We start from the raw sequence: 19,941 nt of genomic DNA on the forward strand, positions 1-19,941 counted from the left end.
CGGCTGTGTCGCAATGAACCCATGTTTATCCGCGTCAACGGCCGATTAAGCCACCGCTGATAGACTTCCGCTCCTTTTGCGGGGGCCCCTGTGGGGGCTCCTCTTGCTGGGAAACAACATGTCCGATCACGCTTCTTCCGGGCACGGCGACCGCTCGCTCGCCCTGGCCACGCTGGCCATCCATGGCGGCCAGTCGCCGGATCCGAGCACCGGCGCGGTGATGCCGCCGATCTATGCGACCTCCACCTACGCCCAGTCCAGCCCCGGTGAGCACCAGGGCTTCGAGTACTCGCGCACCCACAATCCCACCCGCTTCGCTTACGAGCGGTGCGTGGCCTCCCTGGAAGGCGGCAGCCGCGGCTACGCGTTCGCCTCGGGCATGGCCGCCAGCTCCACCGTAATGGAACTGCTGGACGCCGGCAGCCACGTGGTGGCGATGGACGACATTTACGGCGGCACCTTCCGCCTGTTCGAGCGCGTGCGTAAGCGCACCGCCGGCCTGCAGTTCAGCTTCGTCGACCTGACCGACCTGGCCGCGTTCGAGGCCTCGATCACCCCGCAGACCAAGATGGTCTGGATCGAGACGCCGACCAACCCGATGCTGAAGATCGTCGACATTGCCGCGGTCGCTGCGATCGCCAAGCGCCACAAGCTGCTGGTGGTGGTCGACAACACCTTCGCCTCGCCGATGCTGCAGCGCCCGCTGGAGCAGGGCGCGGACCTGGTCCTGCACTCGGCCACCAAGTACCTCAACGGGCACTCGGACATGGTCGGTGGCATGGTCGTGGTCGGCGACAACGCCGAACTGGCCGAGCAGATGGCCTTCCTGCAGAACTCCATCGGCGCCGTGCAGGGCCCGTTCGACAGCTTCCTGGCGCTGCGCGGCCTGAAGACCCTGCCGCTGCGCATGAAGGCGCACTGCGCCAATGCGCTGGCCCTGGCCCAGTGGCTGGAAAAGCACCCGGCGGTGGAGAAGGTCATCTACCCCGGCCTGACCTCGCACCCGCAGCACGAGCTGGCGACCCGCCAGATGAATGGCTATGGCGGCATCGTCTCGATCGTGCTCAAGGGCGGTTACGAGGCGGCCAAGCGCTTCTGCGAGAAGACCGAACTGTTCACCCTGGCCGAGTCGCTGGGGGGCGTGGAAAGCCTGGTCAACCATCCTGCGGTGATGACGCATGCCTCGATTCCGGTGGAACGCCGGGAAAAGCTGGGGATCAGTGATGCGCTGGTGCGGCTGAGTGTGGGGGTTGAGGAGTTGGGGGATCTGCAGGTGGATCTTGAACGGGCGTTGGCGGAAGCAGCCTGATGATGGGTAGACGTCTCGAATTGATGCTGAGCCTGACCGGCCGTGACATCAAGAAGAAGTACAAAGATTCGCTGCTGGGCGCGCTGTGGGGCGTGCTCGTCCCGCTGATCATGCTGGCGATCTATACGGTCATCTTCAGTACGATCTTCAGCGCCAAGTGGAAGGGCATCGAAGTCCATACCAAGGTCGACTACGCCGTGCTGCTGTTCATCGGCTTGATCGTCTACAACTTTTTCGCCGAGTCGATCACCCGTGCGCCGACGGCGATCCTGAGCAACCCGAACCTGGTGAAAAAGGTGGTTTTCCCGCTGGAGGTGCTGCCTCCGGTCGTGGTGCTTTCGTCGCTTTACAATGCCGGTGTTGCAACGATTGCACTGGTCGCGTTCCTGATCTTCAGCAGCTTCGGATTGCACTGGCAGATCATCCTGTTGCCGATTTTGATCATCCCCATGCTCGCGCTGACCATGGGCGTCACGTATCTGTTCGCGTCGCTGGGGGTGTTCTTCCGCGACGTGGATCAGTTGGCCGGCCTGCTGGCGCGCATCCTGCAATACCTCACTCCGGTTCTGTATCCGTCGATCATCTTTCCCGATGCGATCGGTAAGTGGATGCGGTTGAGCCCTTTGGCCGTGTATGTGGAACAGACCCGCGCGCTGATCGTTGCCGGCACGCTGCCGGATTGGGGCTTGTACAGCTGGGCGGTTGCTTGGTCGTTGGCCATTTTCTTCTTTGGTTATTGGTGGTTCCAGCGTACCCGGAGGGCTTTCGCTGATGTCGTCTGAAGATCTGGTCATTGATATCGAAAATGTCAGCAAAGTTTTCAACATTTTCGACAAGCCCTCCGACCGCCTTTTGCAGATGCTGCTGCCGCGCCTTGGGCGCTTCGTGCCTGGCAGTAGCAACTGGTCGTCCCGGCAGCGCGGGCGCGAATTCTGGGCGCTGCGGGATGTAAGCCTGAAGGTGAAACGCGGTGACGCCGTCGGCATCATCGGGCGTAATGGCTCGGGCAAATCCACGCTGCTGCAGATCATTGCCGGCACCTTGGCCCCGACAAACGGCAAGGCGCAGGTCAATGGGCGCATCGCCGCCCTGCTGGAACTGGGCAGCGGATTCAATCCGGATTTCACTGGCCGCGAGAACGTCATCCTCAACGGTATGATCCTCGGGTTGACCGAGCGTGAGGTCATGCAGCGTTTCGACGCGATCGCTGCCTTCGCCGACATCGGGGACTTCATCGAGCAGCCGGTACGCACGTACTCCAGCGGAATGATGCTGCGCCTGGCATTCGCGGTGCAGACCCAGGTGGAGCCGGACATCCTGATCGTCGATGAAGCCTTGGCGGTGGGCGATGCGTTGTTCCAGAAGCGCTGCTTCCAGCAGATGGAAGCGCTCAGGGCCAACGGGTGCACGCTGCTGCTGGTGTCGCATGATCAGGAGTCCATCCGGACCTTGACCGACCACGCCATCCTGCTTCGCGATGGTGCCGTGCGCGCGGCCGGCCCTTCCTCGGAAGTGGTCCTGGAGTATCGCAAGCAGCTGCATGATGACGAGCGCGATTACTACGCTTCGCTCAGCGCGCAGCACCTGCAGCATGCGCAGAAGGTCGTGGAGGCGCAGCAGCCGACCGAAGGGCCCGCCCATGATGCATCACCGGTGCTGGGGGCACGCAGCGACAAGCTGTCGTTCGGCGACTACGATTGCGTCGTCGAGCGTGTCCGGATTTTCGATGAGCGAGGCGAGGAATGCGCGTATTTCCTGCCGGGTGAGCGTGTCGTCATCGAAGTCGTCGCGCGTCCAGTGCGTGACATGGACAAGCTCAACGTCAATCTCCGTCTACGCAACAAAGAAGGCGTCAAGCTCTATTCGTGGGGCACCTTGAACCAGGACGTGACCCGCTGGGCTGAACTGGGCCAGGCGACCCCCAGTGTCTGGGGGACTACTTTCGCGGCCGACACCCCCTTCGCGATACGCTTCTCGTTCGACTGCGACCTGGGCGTGAACTTCTATGAAGTGCAGGCCTCGGTCTCTGAAGAGGTGGAGCGTTTCGGCGGTGCGCAACGGATGCTGCACTGGCGTGATGAAGCAGCCTTCTTCCAGGTAGGCATGCGGCAGAAGGAATACACCTTTGGCGGCGTCTGCGACCTGCGCATGCATGCCGCGATTGTTGACGCCGAATAAATCAGGAAAGCCCTGCAATGGATATGAACCCGACCGCTGCCCATTCCGCACTTTCTCCCGCTGCCGTACGCGTGGCGGTGGCACGCCTTCTGGCCTGGCTGCCCGCCGGGCCGGTGGCCGTGCTCGGGGACCCCGCGCCGCCGCTGTTGCGTGCGCTGCGCCAAGCTGGGGTGGCCGTTCAAGGTGACGTCGCGGGTCGCACGACTGTGGCCGCCATCGTCGTACTGGAGCGGGCCAATGCCGCGCAGGCGAGCGAGCAGCTGCAACCGCTGCTGGCTGGCGTTGCGGGGCCGGTGTGCATCGTCGTTGCGGGCGAGGCGGCGGCCACCGGCAACCGTGCCACATGGGAGGCCGCTGTCATCAAAGCCGAGTGGCGCAAGCATCCGCTCAATGAGCGGGTCGCCCCGTACGGTGAGCTGGATCGGGTGACCGGCTTGCTGATGATCGCCTTCGAGCGCGTTCCCGAGCAGGCCCTCGCGGTGTATCCACTCAAAGCGCTGGAGGAAGAGCGCGACCTGCATACCGACATGACCCGCGAGCCGGGCCGTCGTTCCGACGCGCACATGACGCGGTATGCCCAAGCCGCCCAATTCATCCAAGCGGGTGATCGGGTCATCGATGTCGCCTGTGGTCTTGGCTACGGGTCTTACCAGCTGGCTCACAACAGTCTCGCCGTTTCTTTCACGGGGCTGGATGCCAGTGAATATGCGGTGGACTACGCCAACCTCAATTTTGCTCCGGCCTCGCCGACCGCGATGAACTTCGTCGTCGGCGATGCGCAGAACTTGTCCGACATGGCTGATGGTTCGGCCGACTTTGCCGTATCGGTGGAGACACTGGAGCACCTACCTCAGCCGGATCTGCTGCTGGCCGAGCTGCATCGCGTACTTTCTCCGCGAGGCCGCGTGTATGCCAGCGTGCCCAACGACTGGTCCGACGAAACCGGCGAAGATCCCAACCCGTTCCATTTTCATGTGTACGATTGGGCGCGTCTCGTGACGCAGTTCCAGCGCCATGGCTTTGTGATCGAGAAGGCGTGGCTGCAGGATGCCGGTGGCGGCCAGAAGCGCCACTTGTCGGTGCGCTCGATGCTGGAGATCGACCCGGTCGCGGGTCCTGCCTGCGACGGTGAATGGCTGCTGGTGCTGGCGCGCAAAGCCGGTGCGCCGCAGCAGGCCGAAGAAAATCCGCTGGCGCGCGTCCGCGCACTCCTGTCCGAGGGCCGCCGCAACGACGTTCAGGTAAATCTGGAAGCGCACTTCAACGCCGCCGCCCCGTTGCTGCGTGCACGTGCGCATGCATTAGCCGCCATCATCGCGGCCGGCGAGGGCGCCGCCGACGTCACGGGTACCCACTGGCAGCATGTGCAGACCAGCGCGCGCGAAGCCCTGTCCACGCTGTCCACCGAGGCCGATGCTGCTGGCCTGCTGCATCTTGCGGCCCGCCAGCTGGCCACCGACAACGATACGCGTCCTGGTGCGCTGCAACTGCAGTTGCGGGCGCATGCACCCGTCTTGGCTACGGTTCTGGGCGTGCAGCCGGCATTGCTGGCCGATATCGATGACCGCGCCGTGGTCTCCGGTCCCGTCGAAGGTGCCGAGCAGATCAATATCGGCGCGCGTGACGTGCGACAGCTGATCGATGCCAAGGCGTGGCTGGACGGCAAGTTCCACGAGCACATGCAGCGTATTGTTGAACTGGAACGCTACACCACTGAGCTGGAAGCGGCTCGCCTGTGGCTCGACGGTCAGTACCATGCGTTGACCGCCGAGGTGCAGCGCCTCAGCCCGCCACCCACACCGCCCTCCGACAGCGCTGCGTGACATCAGCGATGAGTGATTCTTCCCCGCCCACCACTTCGGCTCCGCTGCTGACGCCCTTGCTCGCTGCTGATCTGGCCGAGTATTGTCTGCGCGCGACGGGTCCGAGCAGCGTGCAGCTTGTTGGCGAAGCGCTGGCGCACTTGAGTACAACGCTGTTGGCGGCCGGGTGTGAGGTGTCCCGGTATGAAGCGCTCACGCCCGGTGATGCAGCGGCCGACATGGTCATTGCGTGGGCCGCCAGCGGCGAGGAATGCAGCAGGTTCCTGGCGCCGGGCGCTGCCGCCGTGGTCATTGTCGGTCCGGCAGGCGCCGTGCAGGACGCCGAGACGTGGGTCGCACAGGCGGCCAGCCTGGGCTGGCAGCAGCACCCGGCGCCATTCGCCTTGTCGGGCGCGTCGGACGACGTAACCGTTCGGATCTTCGCACGGTCCGGTGTCAGTGTGACCGACCCTGCCTCGCTGCTGCGCGCCAGTTACCATGGCTTGGCGGCCGCACTGGTACGGCCCGGTGATGCCGTGCTGGCTATGGATGCCGCAGAGGGAGATCTGTGGCGGATTGTTCTGCAACAGTCGCGTTGTAGTTGGCTAGGGGTGGTCGACGACCAGCTCCGCCCAGTGGGCGAGCCGGGTGTCGAGTGGCTCGGCAGCACCCAGTGGCAGCCGGCCCCCAGACGGATCGACGTCGTGGTAACCCGGCTCTCTCATGACGGCAGCGACTGGATACAGGAGGTGCAAGCTGCGCATGCGGCTCTGGTCCGAAGCGGCCGCTTGGTGGTTGCCGTGCCGCTCGACTCCGGCCGCAATCCGCTGCAGCGGGATCTACTAGGGCTGCTGGAGCAATCGGGGCTGGTGATTGACCGCGCATGGTGGCAGAGCCTGACGCGTCCCGCGGGCCCGGATCAGTTCATCGAGGTATCGCGCGACGCCGCCGGCCAGCTCAAGATCGATTCCGACAGCGTCGCTACAGCCGACGCGCTTGTGCTGATGGCGGTAAAGGTAGACGGCCCAGGCATCGCGCAGGACCCATCGCTGAAGGCGCCGAACCTCATCGCCTTCCATCGCGACTATCTCGATGCCAGCGTGGTGCGCCTGATCGTGGCGGTGGGCCTTCGGTTGGAATCGGCAACACTGCGGCGGCCGATAGCGCGCAAGGTGATGCATGAAGCTCCGGTAGATTCGGCAGACTACGGTGCCGCCGTGTGCGTGCTTCTTTATGACCCGGTGGCGCTGGAAGGCACTGGCCGTGCCGAGCTGCTTGCTGCCGCGCGACTTTATATTGACGCGCCCGCTGCCAACCCAACCGTACTTCGGTGGCAGGTGTCGCTGGCGTTTGCCGCCGCGTCCCTGCATCAGGCCGGCGGTGATCTTCATCAGGCCGCCGAGTTGTATGCCAGGGTTCTCGCCTTTGACGTCCTAGCCTTCAGTCCGCTGCTGGGTACCAAAACCACCACTGCCGCTGTGCGCCTGGGATGGATCTATTTCGGCCGAGGCGAACTTCCCGCGGCCCGGCAAGTGTGGGCGCGCGGTTTGGATGAAGCCCGACGCCTGGCTTCACAGCCGGATTGGTCGGCCGTCATCGGCGACTCCGACGCACCGGAAGTCTTCGCCATGCCCGAGTTTGCTGCGGTCATGGATGAGGCGGGCTGTCTGGCGTCTGCGTTGCGGCTGACCGCCGAAACGCCGCTTCGGCCGGGTTTGACCTGGCAGTGGAGCAACCGGTCATTGCGCCTGCAGTTGCTGGAAGCGCGCAACGAGCAACAGCGTCGGCAGAGCTGGCAGGAGAATTTGCAGGAGGCGAAGGATTGGTTGGATGGTCAGTACCATCAGCTGAACACCGAGCTTTCCCGTCGTGATCAGGCGATCCAGGCGTTGGACGCCACCGCCCGGAAACTGGCCATCGAGAACGACGGGGTACGCGCCGCATTCCGACTGGCGCATCGGCATGCGGCCCGCGAGAAGGAGGCGCTTTCTCAACAGTTGCATGCCATGCACTCGGAGTACGACCGACTGTTTGCCGATCATCAACACTTGATCAATGCCAACCAACAGTTGATCGGTGCGGCACAGCAACTCAGCGCAGCCACCGGTGCAATTATGTCAGGGGAGTCGCGGAATCGGCTTCCGGCCGAGTCTGTCGCAGAGGAAATGTCCCGGCTCGCGACTGCGCTCAATCGGCTGCCCTTGAAGCCGGTGGTTCGCACAGTACTGCGTGCTCTTAGCGCGCTGCTTGGCAGGAAATGATGTGATGATCTCCAAGTTGGCCGATGTCATTGATCTAGAGTGCGAAAGCGCCTTCGTTCCGTGCCGCGTTGCGCAGCCAAATTTTGGTTTCTCTGCGCAGATGACACAGAAGTCAGCTGCTTGGGTGCTTAGTAGGAAGTTGGTCCGATGAATTATGAATTGAGTGTGGTCGTAACCTTCCACCGCGAAGGAATACTTGCCCATGCGTCGCTGAGAAGCTACCTGCAGGCCAGGGAGCTCGCAGTCCGGGCGGGTATCGCCACCGAGATGGTGCTGGTGCTGGACAATGCTGACGCCGAAACCTCACGCATGATCCGAGTTCATCCGGATCTGCAGGGTGATGAGACCATTCTGGAGCTTTCATTGGGAGATGCCGCACTCGCACGGAACGCTGGGATTGGGCAGGCTCATGGCACCTACGTTTGCACGTTGGACGGTGACGATTTGGTAAGTCGCGATTACTTCGTGAGGCATGTGGAATTTGCCCGGAACGCGGATGAAAGGGTCATCCTTCACGCTGAAATCGTCATCAGCTTCGGTGCCAAGAATCTCTTCAGCTGGCAGGTTGACCAAGTCGCGATGCCATTCTCGAGGGATATGCTGATTTCCGTGAATCCTTGGGTCAGTGCTGTGTTTGCGCGCCGCGAAGTGTTCAAGGATGTTCCCTACGTGGCATGTTTCCCTGTGCAGACTGGCTTCGGCTACGAGGATTGGCACTGGAGCTGTGCAACTACTGCTGCAGGCTTTGAACACAGAGTCGTGCCTGGTACGGCTTACTTCTACAGAATCAAGGAATCCGGCTCCGTAAATTCGGTGAGTAATTCCATAGGAGTTGTAATGCCCCCCAATGACCTTTTTGGATTTGGAGGGCTGCGATGATCAGGCGTTTCTTCGCCCTTGTCCGCCGCATAAGCGTTCGTCAACTGTTCCGTAATCCACGCGCGGAACTGGGACGTATCCTTGCCTGGTTTTCGAGAAGGCTCGAAAGAGTAGCCACGGTGACGTCGCATGGGCAGCCGGAGATCCCGGCGTGGTTGCAGGAGGAAATGATTGCCCTGGCAAGCGTAGAGCCCGGGCTGCTGTCCGACAACGGCGCCCCAGACCAGTACCGGCACTATGGCATTCCCTTCATAACCAAGCCTGGCGAAATCTATCGTCAGCTCGTTTCCGAAGTGGGTGAGCGCCAGTACACCCATGTCATGATCCTGCCATGGCTGGTGCGTGGTGGAGCGGATCGTGGTGCCCTCTATCACCTCGATGCGTGGGCCGAGTCCATGCCGGCCAGCGATATCCTCGTGCTGCTGACCGAAGGAGGAGAATCCGCCTGGGCTCATCGCGTGCCCAAAGGTGTGAAGGTTGTTGAATTCGGAAAGATCGTGGGCTCGATGGGCATGGAGGGGCAAGTGCAGCTGATGACCCGTTTGCTGGTGCAGTTGAAGCCATGGGTCGTGCACAACATCAACTCGCGAACCGCTTGGGAGTCGATGAGGATGTTCGGTCTTGCATTGCGGCAGCGCTCCCGATTGTATGCGTCTCTGTTCTGCGACGACCACGACCAGAACATGGTTCCTGTTGGCTACGCACGTCGGTACCTGCGTTCCTGCTATCCGCATCTGGCCCAGGTATTCTGCGACAACTCGGTTTATCCAGAGCGGTGGTCAAGAGAGATCGGCGTTCCACGCGCCGTTTTTACCGTGATGAAATTTCCTTACGATCGTGAAGTCGTGGAAAAGGTAGATTCCTTCGACCTCCCAGAGCCCCCGCGTATCCTGTGGGCAGGACGGTTCGATCGGCAGAAGCGCCCTGATGTATTGCTTGCGATTGCCCAAGCGATGCCTGACGTGATGTTTGATGTTCACGGCGTGTCTGTGCTTGGACCTCGACATCCTGCGATGGAACAGTTGGGTGCTCTGCAAAATGTGACGTTGCACGGCCCCTTCGTTCGTTTCGAGGAGATTGTGCGATCAGACCATGCGGCCTATCTCTTCACGTCTTCGTGGGAAGGCTTGCCCACCATTCTGCTGGACGCCGCAGCTGCTGGCTTGCCAGTCGTTGCACCTGCCGTAGGGGGCGTCGTAGATCTGATAGAGAGAGACTGGCTCGTTGATGATCCTGATGATGTGGACGCACATGTTCAGCGCCTGCGTACCTTGGTTTCCGAGCCTCAACTGCGGAGGTCCCGCAGAGCCGACCAGTATCGCGCTCTTTCAACTGGACGCAGTTGGGTGGATTTCAAGAACGCCATTGGTTCGATCGAAGGCTATGCCAGGAATGCTGAGGCATGATCATTGGCCGTGGAATGGTCGCTACCGCGTTCGCCCCCGTCTGGCAGGATGATCGGGACGTATGCATCCTCGCCGCTGGCGTATCCAATTCGAGGGAAGTAGACCCGGCGCAGTTCGAGCGTGAAGAGGTCCTTGTGCGATCTGTACTGGCGTCAGATGTTCGCAGGGTCGTCTATTTCGGCAGCTGTGCTGTAGGCAACCCCAATGAGACCGAGAGCCCTTACCTTATCCACAAACGACGGATGGAGGGATTGGTCATCGAGGATCCGCGCGGACGTGTTCTGCGCTTGCCCCAAGTGGTAGGCCATGGCGGAAACCCAGGGACCCTGACCAACTTCCTGAGCGAGCGCATCTCTCTGGGGGAGTACTTCGAGGTATGGAGGAATGCAGAGCGCAATCTGATTGACGTCGATGATGTCCGCGCTCTGGCCACCCATGTCATTCGTAGTGATGGCCAGTATCCGCGGGTGGTCTCGCTGGCGGCTCCTATCTCGACCCCCATGCTTTCCATCGTGCACGCCATGGAGGAGTCCGTAGGCAAAGCCGGCAACTACGGTCTGCTTGACAAGGGAGCTCCATTTACAATTGACGCTGACGATTGCGTCCGGGCTGCAAAGGACATCGGAATCGGCTTTGACGAGAACTATTACAGGAGGGTCATTGCCAAGTATTATTCGATCTCCTAGTGTCTGCTTCTCCCTTGCCCGAAGCCGAATGTACTCGCGCTCTCCGCGGACGACTTGATTACCCCTTTTTTGGATCTCGCCATGGCAAAGCCGCATTTGAGTGCAATCGTCACTTTTCACAAGGAAGGGTTGCTCGCACATACAGCGCTGCGTTCGTACGCGCTTTCCCGTGCCGTGGCGCGAGAGGCTGGCTGGCAGGTACAGCTCGTTCTTGTGCTGGACAATGCTGACGAAACAACGAGCAGCTATGTAAAGAACCATTTTTGTCTTGACGGATCCGAATGCATGGTCGTGACCAACGTCGCCGACCTGGCGCTTGCCCGTAACGTGGGCGTAGCCAATGCGACCGGAGACTACGTCTGCACGCTCGATGGCGACGACCTAATTTCGCGGGAGTATTTCGCCCGCCATCTTCAAGAAGCGGTTCAGCGCGAGGGACGATTCATCCTGCATCCAGAGCTCGTGCTTAGCTTTGGAATGTACAACGCATTCAATTGGCAGCCTGATCAGGCCGGCCCTTACTACGATCCCAAGTCAATGCTCTCCGTCAACCCATGGATCAGTGCGGCTTTCTCGACCAGGGGGGTGTTTGAAGAGATTCCCTACGTAGCATGCTACCCCAGCACCACGGGGTTCGGATATGAGGATTGGTATTGGAACTGCGAGACCATCGCGCGCGGTGTTGTTCACGGAATTGCGCCGCACAGTGCCTACTTTTACAGGCGAAAGGTTTCGGGGTCCTTGAACCAGGCCAGCCACGCGATGAAAACAGTGATTCCAAAGACAGTCTTTTTTGAAGCACACTCTGCGGCGGCCGAAGCATGAGCACCATCCATCGCGTACTGGAGCAGATCAAACGCGCGCTTGATGCAATGATGCCCAGTCTGCCTGCTTCTACCGAGGCAGCGCGGGAGGTGTCCCGGTTGGATGTCCCCAGCACCCCCACCATGCCGAAATGGCTGCAGGATGAGATCTTCGAGATAGGACACCTGGATCCTGACCTGGTTCCTCCCGGTGACGTCCTCGACCGCTATCAGTTCTACTCTGTGCCATCGCTGCCCGCCGCAGGTGCGGCCTATGCAGAGCTGGTCACGCATTTGGATGATGCGTGCTTCACCCATGTGCTGGTGATTCCTTGGCTCAAGCAGGGCGGTGCCGATCGCGGAATTCTATACCACGCGCAGGCAATACTGGAGTCGAAGGAAGATAATCGGGTGCTCCTCCTTGGAACTGAGTCTGGGGATTCTCCATGGGCATCGCGCTTGCCCGCGTCGGCCGTATACGTCTCCTTTGGAAACATCGTGGGGCATCTGTCCCTGGATGATCAGGCGCGAGTGCTGGTGCGATTGCTTGTTCAGCAGCGGCCGCGTGTCATCCATGTCGTCAACTCGCGGGTGGGTTGGGAGGTCGTGCGTCAGTACGGGTTGGCGTTGCGGCAGCATTCGGCCCTTTTCGCCTCACTGTTCTGTGATGACTATAGCGAGAGAATGTTGCCGGTCGGGTATGCGCGCGACTACCTGCGCGATTGTCACGCTGCATTCAATACCATTTTCTGTGACAATTCGCAGTATCCAAGGATCTGGAACGAAGATCTTGGGATTCCGCAGAGAAGCTTTACAGTCCTCCCATTCCCGTACGACGGAAACGTGCCGGCTATCAATGCAAAAGCCAGGTCAGAGGATGGCGCACGCCGTGTTCTCTGGGCAGGTCGTCTTGATCGCCAGAAGCGCCCTGATGTACTGGCCGGGATTGCAGAAGCTATGCCGCACGTTGATTTCGACGTGTTCGGTGCACAGGTAATGTCCGGGGGCAACGCGGCGATTGAGCGGCTCAGGACGCTGCCGAATGTTGTGCTTCACGGCGAGTTCCAGCGTCTTGAAACAGTAGCCAGTGGAAATCACTTCGCCTACCTGCATACCAGCGCATGGGAGGGAACTCCTACGATCCTGTTCGACGTCGCATCGTCCATGCTTCCAATCTGTGCGCCCGCAGTAGGCGGAATTGTGGACTTTCTCGAACCCGAATCACTCATCGCCGATTACGAAGACGTCGCGGCCTTCGTTTCGCAGCTTGAGATATTACGCTTGTCTCCGCAGGAACGAGAGCTCCGCGTCTCGAGGCAGCTGGACATGTTGCGCCGAACCAGACAGTGGGGGGAGTTCTCTTCCAAATTGGAGGCGGCCGGCCCGTACCTACGGGGCGGGCATCAGGGTGCTGAGCTAGCTGCAGTGGAACCGTCCAGTAAGAATGGGGGCATCACGTGAAGGTCGTAGTCACTGGCGGCGCCGGGTACATCGGCTCACATACGGTTGTCGAGCTGCTGGAGCGCGGACACGATGTGCACGTTGTTGATAGCTTCTGCAACAGTGAGCGCAGCGTAATAGCCCGTATCGCAGGACTCGTCGGCAAGCCCGTGCCATTCTCCGAACTGGATATTCTTGATAGCTCAGCGCTAACGGATTGTCTGATCGAGGTCCGGCCGGACGCCGTGATCCATTTCGCCGCATTGAAATCTGTTGGCGAAAGCATCTCTATGCCACTGGAGTACTACAGGGCCAACGTTGAAGGAACTCTCTCGCTGCTGTCAGCGATGGACGCAGCTGGCTGCAGCAGGCTAGTGTTCAGCTCTACAGCGACTATCTATGGCGAGCCCGAAGAATGCCCTGTTCCGGAGACCGCTTCGTTGCGGCCCCCGACGCCTTACGGGCGCACAAAACTCGCTTCCGAATGGGTCATTCGTGATTGCGTGGATGCCCCGGACAGTAAACTCATCGCTGTGATTCTCAGGTATTTCAATCCGGTGGGCGCCCATCCGAGCGGCCTGATCGGCGAACTACCTAGGGGGCTTCCCAACAATCTTGCGCCCTACATCACGCAGACTGCGGCGGGCCTCAGGTCGCATGTCCGGGTGTTTGGCGCGGACTACCCAACCCCTGACGGGACGGGGGTGAGGGATTTCATTCACGTGGTTGATTTGGCAGTCGCCCATGTGGCGGCATTGCAGGTGCTGGAGGGCGATGATGGAAAGTCGCTGACCCTTAACCTCGGCACGGGACGGCCCTATTCGGTACTTGAAATGATCCAGGCGTTCAGTGATGTTGTCGGTCATCCTGTTCCATACGAAGTCGTTGAACGCCGTACCGGAGATATCGTTGAGTCTTGGGCCGATCCATCCCGAGCCGAGGCGCTTCTCGATTGGCGAGCTACCCGCTCGCTCAGGGATATCTGTGAAGACGCATGGCGTTGGCAGCGCAACTTGTCGTGCCGTGCTCTGGAAGACTGATCGGTACAATCCAGCCAGGTCTGTATACTCCCGCCCGAGGCTTGCGGGCAGCTGACCAGCTGCCTGCACATTCGTGGTTTGAGATCAGGGGTCTAGTGAATGCGATATGTTCTTGCCATGCGGTCCGCGATGGGGTCCGTTCCGCTGTCGGAGCTGATGCGCGGACTGTGGGGGCTTTGCGCCGCTGTAGCGGTTGCGTGCATTCTTGCGCGTCTGCCGTTCCTCATCGCCCCTGGCTTGTCCATCGACTCTTATTCCAACCTCGACGGTTGGCCGCCGATGGAACGTTTCGTAAGCCAGGGCCGCTTTGGGCAGTTCTTGATCTTCCAGGCGATGCAGGGGATGGGTGTAGATCCAGAGACCTTTGCCACGTTGTTCCAAGGTGTCGGGCTGATCTGCTTTGCCTTCACTGCTCCACTCTTCTTCGCTGCGTTCGACAAACCCTGTGAGACAAAAGCGTCTGTTGTTTGTCTTCCTGCGCTGCTGTTGGTGCTGCATCCCTTTCAGGCGGAAATCCTGACATTCTCCGAAGCGTCCTTCTCTGCGCTGCTGGCGATTGCGATGGGCATTGCTGCAGTCTTCATCACTGCGCGCGCCCTGCACTTATGGTGGTTAGGCTGCGTGCTGCTGGTCGTCGCACTTTCAATGTACCAGCTCGTATTGAACTACGTCGGCATCATGGTGCTGCTTGGGCTTGTAAGAGCGTGTCTTGACGGGCCAGGTGTTGATCGCCCACGTTGGCGGAACTATTTGCCGGCAGCCGCAGCCGGTGTAACAGCCGCGCTGGCTGTCGTTCTCTACCTGATCGTCAATAAGCTGTTCATCTCTGTGCTCGGCGTGCCGGTCGATCAGCGTGGCCAGATGATCTCTCTCGATCAGCTGGGCGCCCGAATCGGTGAGATTGGGGAGCTGGCAAAGTGGGTGTTTTCCCATCCTCTTCTTGTACCAACCGCGTCTGCCGTTCGAACCGCGTTCTGGGCCATGGTCATCGGTGGCTGGGTAGTTGTGTGCTGGTTGCTCTTGCGCAGCTGGCGCAGGGAAACGCCAATAGCGTTGCTGGTGGTGCTGATCTCACCGTTGGTTGGCTTGGGCGTTGTAGCGGTGGGTGCGACTTGGTGGCCTGTGCCGCGGGTGCTGGGCGGCCTTGTGGCGCTCTTCGCCGCGGGCTGCTTCTGGATGTGCATGTACGCAAGGAACAGCGCCACCCGTGCCTCGGTCCGCCTGCTGGCAGGCCTCCTGCTGATCTCTTCGATTGCCATCGGTCATCGTATCCACAACGACCAACGGCAATTGAATACCTTTGACGCGTTCCTGGCGGAGCAAATCATGGTGTCACTGAGGGGGCTTGACGGATACACCGAGCAGACACCCATTGCAGTGGTGAATACGAAGATGCGCTGGACACACGGCGTTACCCTTGCGACCACCTGGATGGACATGAACATCTCCGCCTTCTACGTATCCAGCGCGGTACCAGCCCGGATGACCCTTTCCACGGGCCGTAAGCTGAACTTCCGGCAGGCGGGTGAGGAGGACGTTGCTGCATGCGCAGATGCTCCTGCTTGGCCCGAAGGCGGTTTCGTGTCAATGCAGGCGGGCGGCGCACTCGTGTGCCTCTGAGTTCACTTACGAGCGTCCAGACTCCTCGACAACGCGCGCCTTGGGCATGCTGGACCTGACGTGTAGCACACCCAGCAGTATCGTCCTAGCCGGTACTTCGATAATCAGGTGAAGGCCAATACTCGCACTGATTGCCGCAAGTAGCACGGTCGCCTGTGCGACGTGAAGGCCGAATGCTTCGATCAGGGGGGGCTGAAGCACAAGTTTGAAATAGTACTGGTGAATCAGGTAGAAGGCGAACGAAGCTTCGCCCAAAAGGATCGGGATGCGCCACCGTATCCCGGCGCCGAGTTGCTCAAGACGCGCAAGCGCCACTACAGCGATCACGAACATCGCCGCATACGGCATCACCCGAATCAGCGGTGCCTTCTCTTGAATTCCCATTGTGACGACTAATGTTGCTGTGGTGAGCAGCAACACTCCCGTCCAGATCCCTTGGCTTCTCCATAGGTTGTGGCGGGCTACCAGCACGAAGCTGCCGATTCCCGCGATGAACTCGCCTAACCGGATCAATGGCGAGCGGTACAGCCACCGATGCGAGCTGTCAGGGTTCGAGGACCCAAGTGCCGCCAACTCCGGCTTGAACTCGAAGTACAGTGCCGCGATTGTTGGAATGAGCAATCCGCAGATGATCAGCACCGGCCCCAGCCATCTGCTGCGAAACGGCCCAACGGCAGCGGCAATAAATGGAAAGGTCAGATAGAAGAAGAGTTCTACCGATAGAGTCCACGCTACGGCCAGAAGTGCGAACGAGACATTGACGTTCCCGCTCCAGGCTTGGGTGAAGGTCAGATACGCCCAAAGACGAGGATCGCCTTCCTGAGCGGCTTTTATGATGAACGGCGCTGACGCGAGCAGCCAGAGTGGGAGAATGCGTGCACCGCGCTTCCAATAGAACGCGAGCGTTGATCCGAGACTCATTGTAGACAGCCGGTCCAGATTCGAGGCGGCGAGCACGAAGCCGCTCAGAACGAAAAAGAACGAGACGCCTACATGCCCATTGGATGCGAAGTTCCGAAGGAAGTCGCCCGGCATGGAAGCATACTCAATGGCGGACGAATGATGGACGTAGACCAGAAGCGCAGCAATGAAGCGGGCGGCAGTCAGATTGTTGAGCCGTTGGTTTTCCATGCATCAAGCGCGAGGATTCGCGCGCTTGGCGGAAAGCACAAGTTTCGTCAGTACATACGACAGCGGCAAGGTGGCGCAGATTGAAAGGAGTGGTGCAATCGTCTTGTTGATGCCAAATCCAGACACCGCAGTGTGCAGGACGATCGCGCCCGCCAGGTAAGTGACCAGGTAAACTAGCGGAAACAGCAGCAGCTTGCGCAGGCTGTGCTGCTCGCGGAAGACAAATCGGGTGTTGATCAGATAGCTAAGCAGGATTCCAGAGGCAAAGCTGATCGCATAGGCAATGCGGTAGTCCATGATCAGTAGCAACAACCAGTAAAGCACGAACGTGCTGCCGGTGTTGAGTGCACCGCCCGCGAGGAAGCGGGCGATGGTTGGAAGCGACGCGTGCAATGCTAGGTCGCTGCGGCAGCGGTCAGGCTGATGAATTCATCGTACTGCCTGATGTACTCATCGCCGTCGTAATTTTCGGAGGCAAAGACCAGCAGAACGGCGCCAGGGGAGTACTGGTACTGCGTGCCCCAGATCATCGGGGGAAGGTGCAGGCCTACGCTTGGCGAATCCAGGATGAATTCATCACGGCGCGTGCCGTCGTCCGCGAGAACCCGAACGCTGCCTTTGACGCAGATCAGGAACTGATGGCAGATCCGATGCGCGTGTTCGCCGCGGGTTTCCTGGCTGGGAACATCGAAGACAAGGAAGTACCGCTTCGGCTCGAAGGGCAGGTCCTTCGAGAACTCACCGACCGAAAGTGCGCCTCGGAGGTCCTGATAGCGAGGAAGCTTATGCAGCTTCACGCCTGCAACCGAACTAACCCCCGCTTCGTCCGCAGACGCCTTCGGGACACGACCCTGGGCGTGGCTATCGGTCACATACCCGACGATTCGCGCGGGATTGCCCACGACAATCGCGTTCGGCGGCACCGAGCGGGTGATGACCGCGCCAGCGCCGACCATAGCGCCGCTGCCGATCCGAATTCCGGGCAGGATCGTGGCATTTGCTCCAATGGAGGCGCCAGCCTCCACGAATGTCTCCGGATACGCCTCGGGGTGCTGACGGGAGCGGGGGAACCGGTCATTCGTGAACGTCGCATTTGGGCCCACGAATACGTCGTTAGCCAGTCTTACACCGTCCCACAGCTGTACCCCGCACTTAACGGTGACGCGGTCGCCAACAACGACATTGCCTTCAACGAAGACGCCATCGCAGATATTGCAGTCCTCACCGATCACGGCTCCGGGCAGGACATGCGCAAAGGCCCAGATTCGGGTGCCTTTGCCGATGCTCTCCGATTCACAAAGTGAATTGGGATGGCAGAAGTAGTTCATCAGTCGCGCTCCGTGAAGGTTTCCAGAGATTGCAGAATGGAAAGAGGGCGTGCCTTGGTGTTCTCGAACGTGCGCCAAGCATAAGCACCCACAACGCCCAGCCCCAGTGAGTTCAAGGCACCAAAGAACAGAATGGCTACCATCGTCCCGGCGTAACCGGGCACGGCAACAAGACCGGAGATCTTCGCAGCGAGAATAAGCATTGAAAGGCCAACGCCTGCGCCAAGTGACAGCACGCCGATACCAATGAGCAGCCGAATCGGAAGGTCGGTAAACGAGAAGACGCTGTCGGACAAGTAGCGCAACTTTTTCTTGAACGTCCACGCGCTCTTTCCGTGTTCACGGCGAAGCCGTCGGTAAGGGACGAACTGGCGTCGCCCTCCCAGCCAGAACAGTTGGGCCAGTAGGCTCGTGTTGCTTTCCTTCAACTGAAGCAAGCGGTCACGCATCAAATGGGTGACGGCAAAAATATCCACGCCTCCCTTCGGAATATCCGGCATGACGAAGCGCCGATACAGCGCCCAGAATGCTTCCGATGCCAGCTTGGAGAGGCCTGGATCATCTCGCGACTCCCGGACTCCCATCGCGATGTCCCTGTCACCAGCCGCGAGTGTCTTGAAAAGCTCAAGCACCAGTTCCGGAGGTTCCTGGAGATCGGCTGCCATGACGGCGATGATGGAGCTCTTGGCGTGCTCCAGCCCGACTCGGATGGCCGAGAACGCACCGAAATTCCTGGACAAGGCAATCAGCTGCGAATCAAATCCGGCGCTCGGCAGTTGCTCACGGAGCCGCGCATAGCTTTGATCCGGGCTGCCGTCTACGACGAAAACCGCCTCGAACGGTACCTGGGCACTCGCCTTTATGGATGCCAGTGCAGCGATGAGCTTGGCAATGGACCCTTCGTTGCCGTATACCGGGACAACGACAGTCAGCGTCGGATTTAGAAGCTGTTGCATGCTTCAATCACGCGATCTACTTCCACGTCGGTAAGCTCAGGGAAGCAGGGCAGCGTAATCACCTCAGTGCAGTCAAGCTCCGTGACAGGTAGCTCTAGGTCCGCGTAGCGCCCCCCATGGCAGGGCTGACGATGGTCGGGAATCGGGTAGTGAATGTCGGTCTGGATGCCCATGCTCGCAAGGTGCTGCTGGAGCGCGCTCCGGGCCTCACTCCGCACGACGTACAGGTGTGCAACATAGGATGTGCCACTGCTCTGGTTGACACGAATCTTCGGATTCTTGATACCAGAGCTGTAGCGCAGTGCAACCTCTCGGCGGCGTTCGTTCCACTGATCCAGATGCGGAAGCATCAGCAGCAGCATGCTAGCCTGGATTTCATCCAGCCGGCTGTTGCGACCGCCAGCCAAGCCATTGGTGTACTTCTGGGTCCAGCCGTACTGACGCAGCATACGCACCCGCTCTGCAAGGTCCTCTCTACGAGTAACCACGGCACCGCCATCGCCCAGCGCACCCAGATTCTTAGTGGGATAGAAGCTGAAACTTGCGATGTCGCCAAAGGAACCTGCCAGGCCCCCGCCGCTACGCGCCCCATGTGCCTGCGCGCAATCTTCGATCAGACCAGCGCCATGAGAGCGGCAAAGCGCCGCAATTGATTCAATCGCTGCAAGTTGCCCGTACAGATGAGTGACGATGACTGCCTTGATGACCCCAAGACCGAAGGCAGCCTCAAGTTCTGCGGGATCCATCGTTGCGGTCTCGGCCAACACGTCAATGAAGACTGGCTCAGCACCGCAAGCCAGAACGGCCGAAGTGCCGTACATGGCGGCGTTAGCGACAACCGCGACGCGATCGCCCGTTGAAATCCCGAGCGAGCGCAAGGAGAGTTCGAGTGCATCGGTGCCGTTGGCAACGCTGATGCAGTGCTCCACGCCGCAGTAATTGGCAAATGCAGATTCGAACGATCGGACATTCGGGCCTAGGACAAAATAGCCACTTCCAACCACCTCGGTCGCCGCCGCCGCGAGTGCATCCTTCAAAGGTTCGATATGACGTGACAGGGAGTTGACTGGAATGGCTTCAGGCGGCATTGGGATGGAATCTG

The 19,941-nt window shown here is 60.1% G+C and carries 17 protein-coding genes; 12 read left to right on the forward strand and 5 right to left on the reverse strand.

The window, feature by feature from the left end; translation table 11 throughout:
* Window positions 1–118 precede the first annotated feature (118 nt).
* The 12 genes from ABE463_RS03565 (at window position 119) to ABE463_RS03620 (ending at window position 15,424) form a co-directional block, all read left to right on the forward strand.
* Window positions 119–1,309 carry a cystathionine gamma-synthase gene (locus ABE463_RS03565; protein ID WP_346467276.1) on the forward strand — a complete coding sequence of 397 codons (1,191 nt, stop codon included), beginning with the start codon at window positions 119–121 and terminating at the stop codon, window positions 1,307–1,309.
* Window positions 1,310–1,332: 23 nt separating this feature from the next.
* Window positions 1,333–2,091 (forward strand): ABC transporter permease, encoded by a 759-nt coding sequence (locus tag ABE463_RS03570; RefSeq protein WP_265309709.1) that lies wholly within the window; start codon window positions 1,333–1,335, stop codon window positions 2,089–2,091.
* Window positions 2,092–2,167: 76 nt separating this feature from the next.
* Complete coding sequence (locus tag ABE463_RS03575; protein ID WP_346467413.1) at window positions 2,168–3,487, forward strand: ABC transporter ATP-binding protein; 1,320 nt, start codon at window positions 2,168–2,170, stop codon at window positions 3,485–3,487.
* Between the two features lie 17 nt (window positions 3,488–3,504).
* Window positions 3,505–5,310, forward strand: coding sequence for a class I SAM-dependent methyltransferase (locus tag ABE463_RS03580; RefSeq protein WP_346467277.1), 1,806 nt, complete (start codon window positions 3,505–3,507; stop codon window positions 5,308–5,310).
* A gap of 8 nt (window positions 5,311–5,318) precedes the next feature.
* On the forward strand, window positions 5,319–7,550 hold the full coding sequence (locus tag ABE463_RS03585; RefSeq protein ID WP_346467278.1) for a hypothetical protein: 2,232 nt from the start codon (window positions 5,319–5,321) through the stop codon (window positions 7,548–7,550).
* 147 nt (window positions 7,551–7,697) lie between these two features.
* Window positions 7,698–8,429: a glycosyltransferase gene (locus tag ABE463_RS03590; RefSeq protein ID WP_346467279.1), complete on the forward strand. Its 732-nt coding sequence runs from the start codon at window positions 7,698–7,700 to the stop codon at window positions 8,427–8,429.
* On the forward strand, window positions 8,426–9,835 hold the full coding sequence (locus ABE463_RS03595) for a glycosyltransferase (RefSeq protein WP_346467280.1): 1,410 nt from the start codon (window positions 8,426–8,428) through the stop codon (window positions 9,833–9,835). Before ABE463_RS03590 ends, ABE463_RS03595 begins: the two co-directional genes overlap by 4 nt.
* Window positions 9,832–10,521: an NAD-dependent epimerase/dehydratase family protein gene (locus ABE463_RS03600; protein ID WP_346467281.1), complete on the forward strand. Its 690-nt coding sequence runs from the start codon at window positions 9,832–9,834 to the stop codon at window positions 10,519–10,521. Before ABE463_RS03595 ends, ABE463_RS03600 begins: the two co-directional genes overlap by 4 nt.
* Window positions 10,522–10,602: 81 nt before the next feature.
* Entirely contained in the window at window positions 10,603–11,346 is a 744-nt protein-coding gene (locus tag ABE463_RS03605; protein WP_346467282.1) for a glycosyltransferase family A protein, read from the forward strand.
* Window positions 11,343–12,785, forward strand: coding sequence for a glycosyltransferase (locus ABE463_RS03610; protein WP_346467283.1), 1,443 nt, complete (start codon window positions 11,343–11,345; stop codon window positions 12,783–12,785). Before ABE463_RS03605 ends, ABE463_RS03610 begins: the two co-directional genes overlap by 4 nt.
* Window positions 12,782–13,804, forward strand: a complete 1,023-nt coding sequence (gene galE / locus ABE463_RS03615; RefSeq protein ID WP_346467284.1) for a UDP-glucose 4-epimerase GalE — start codon at window positions 12,782–12,784, stop codon at window positions 13,802–13,804. The genes ABE463_RS03610 and galE overlap by 4 nt, the downstream gene beginning before the upstream one ends.
* Window positions 13,805–13,903: 99 nt before the next feature.
* Window positions 13,904–15,424: a glucosyltransferase domain-containing protein gene (locus ABE463_RS03620; RefSeq protein ID WP_346467285.1), complete on the forward strand. Its 1,521-nt coding sequence runs from the start codon at window positions 13,904–13,906 to the stop codon at window positions 15,422–15,424.
* 6 nt (window positions 15,425–15,430) lie between these two features.
* Here ABE463_RS03620 and ABE463_RS03625 read toward each other — a convergent pair whose 3' ends face one another.
* From ABE463_RS03625 to ABE463_RS03645, 5 genes are read right to left on the reverse strand one after another with little or no spacing between them, the layout of a single operon-like run.
* Window positions 15,431–16,555 carry an acyltransferase gene (locus ABE463_RS03625; protein ID WP_346467286.1) on the reverse strand — a complete coding sequence of 375 codons (1,125 nt, stop codon included), beginning with the start codon at window positions 16,553–16,555 and terminating at the stop codon, window positions 15,431–15,433.
* A 3-nt stretch (window positions 16,556–16,558) separates the two neighbouring features.
* Window positions 16,559–16,948 (reverse strand): GtrA family protein, encoded by a 390-nt coding sequence (locus ABE463_RS03630; RefSeq protein ID WP_346467287.1) that lies wholly within the window; start codon window positions 16,946–16,948, stop codon window positions 16,559–16,561.
* A 2-nt stretch (window positions 16,949–16,950) separates the two neighbouring features.
* Entirely contained in the window at window positions 16,951–17,883 is a 933-nt protein-coding gene (locus ABE463_RS03635; protein WP_346467288.1) for a WxcM-like domain-containing protein, read from the reverse strand.
* A complete protein-coding gene (locus tag ABE463_RS03640; RefSeq protein WP_346467289.1) occupies window positions 17,883–18,839 on the reverse strand; it encodes a glycosyltransferase family 2 protein in 957 nt (318 codons plus the stop codon). The genes ABE463_RS03635 and ABE463_RS03640 overlap by 1 nt, the downstream gene beginning before the upstream one ends.
* Window positions 18,824–19,927 carry a DegT/DnrJ/EryC1/StrS family aminotransferase gene (locus tag ABE463_RS03645; protein ID WP_346467290.1) on the reverse strand — a complete coding sequence of 368 codons (1,104 nt, stop codon included), beginning with the start codon at window positions 19,925–19,927 and terminating at the stop codon, window positions 18,824–18,826. Before ABE463_RS03645 ends, ABE463_RS03640 begins: the two co-directional genes overlap by 16 nt.
* Window positions 19,928–19,941: the final 14 nt, after the last annotated feature.

Source organism: Stenotrophomonas sp. TWI819 (genome assembly GCF_039673075.1).
GTDB lineage: Bacteria > Pseudomonadota > Gammaproteobacteria > Xanthomonadales > Xanthomonadaceae > Stenotrophomonas > Stenotrophomonas rhizophila_B.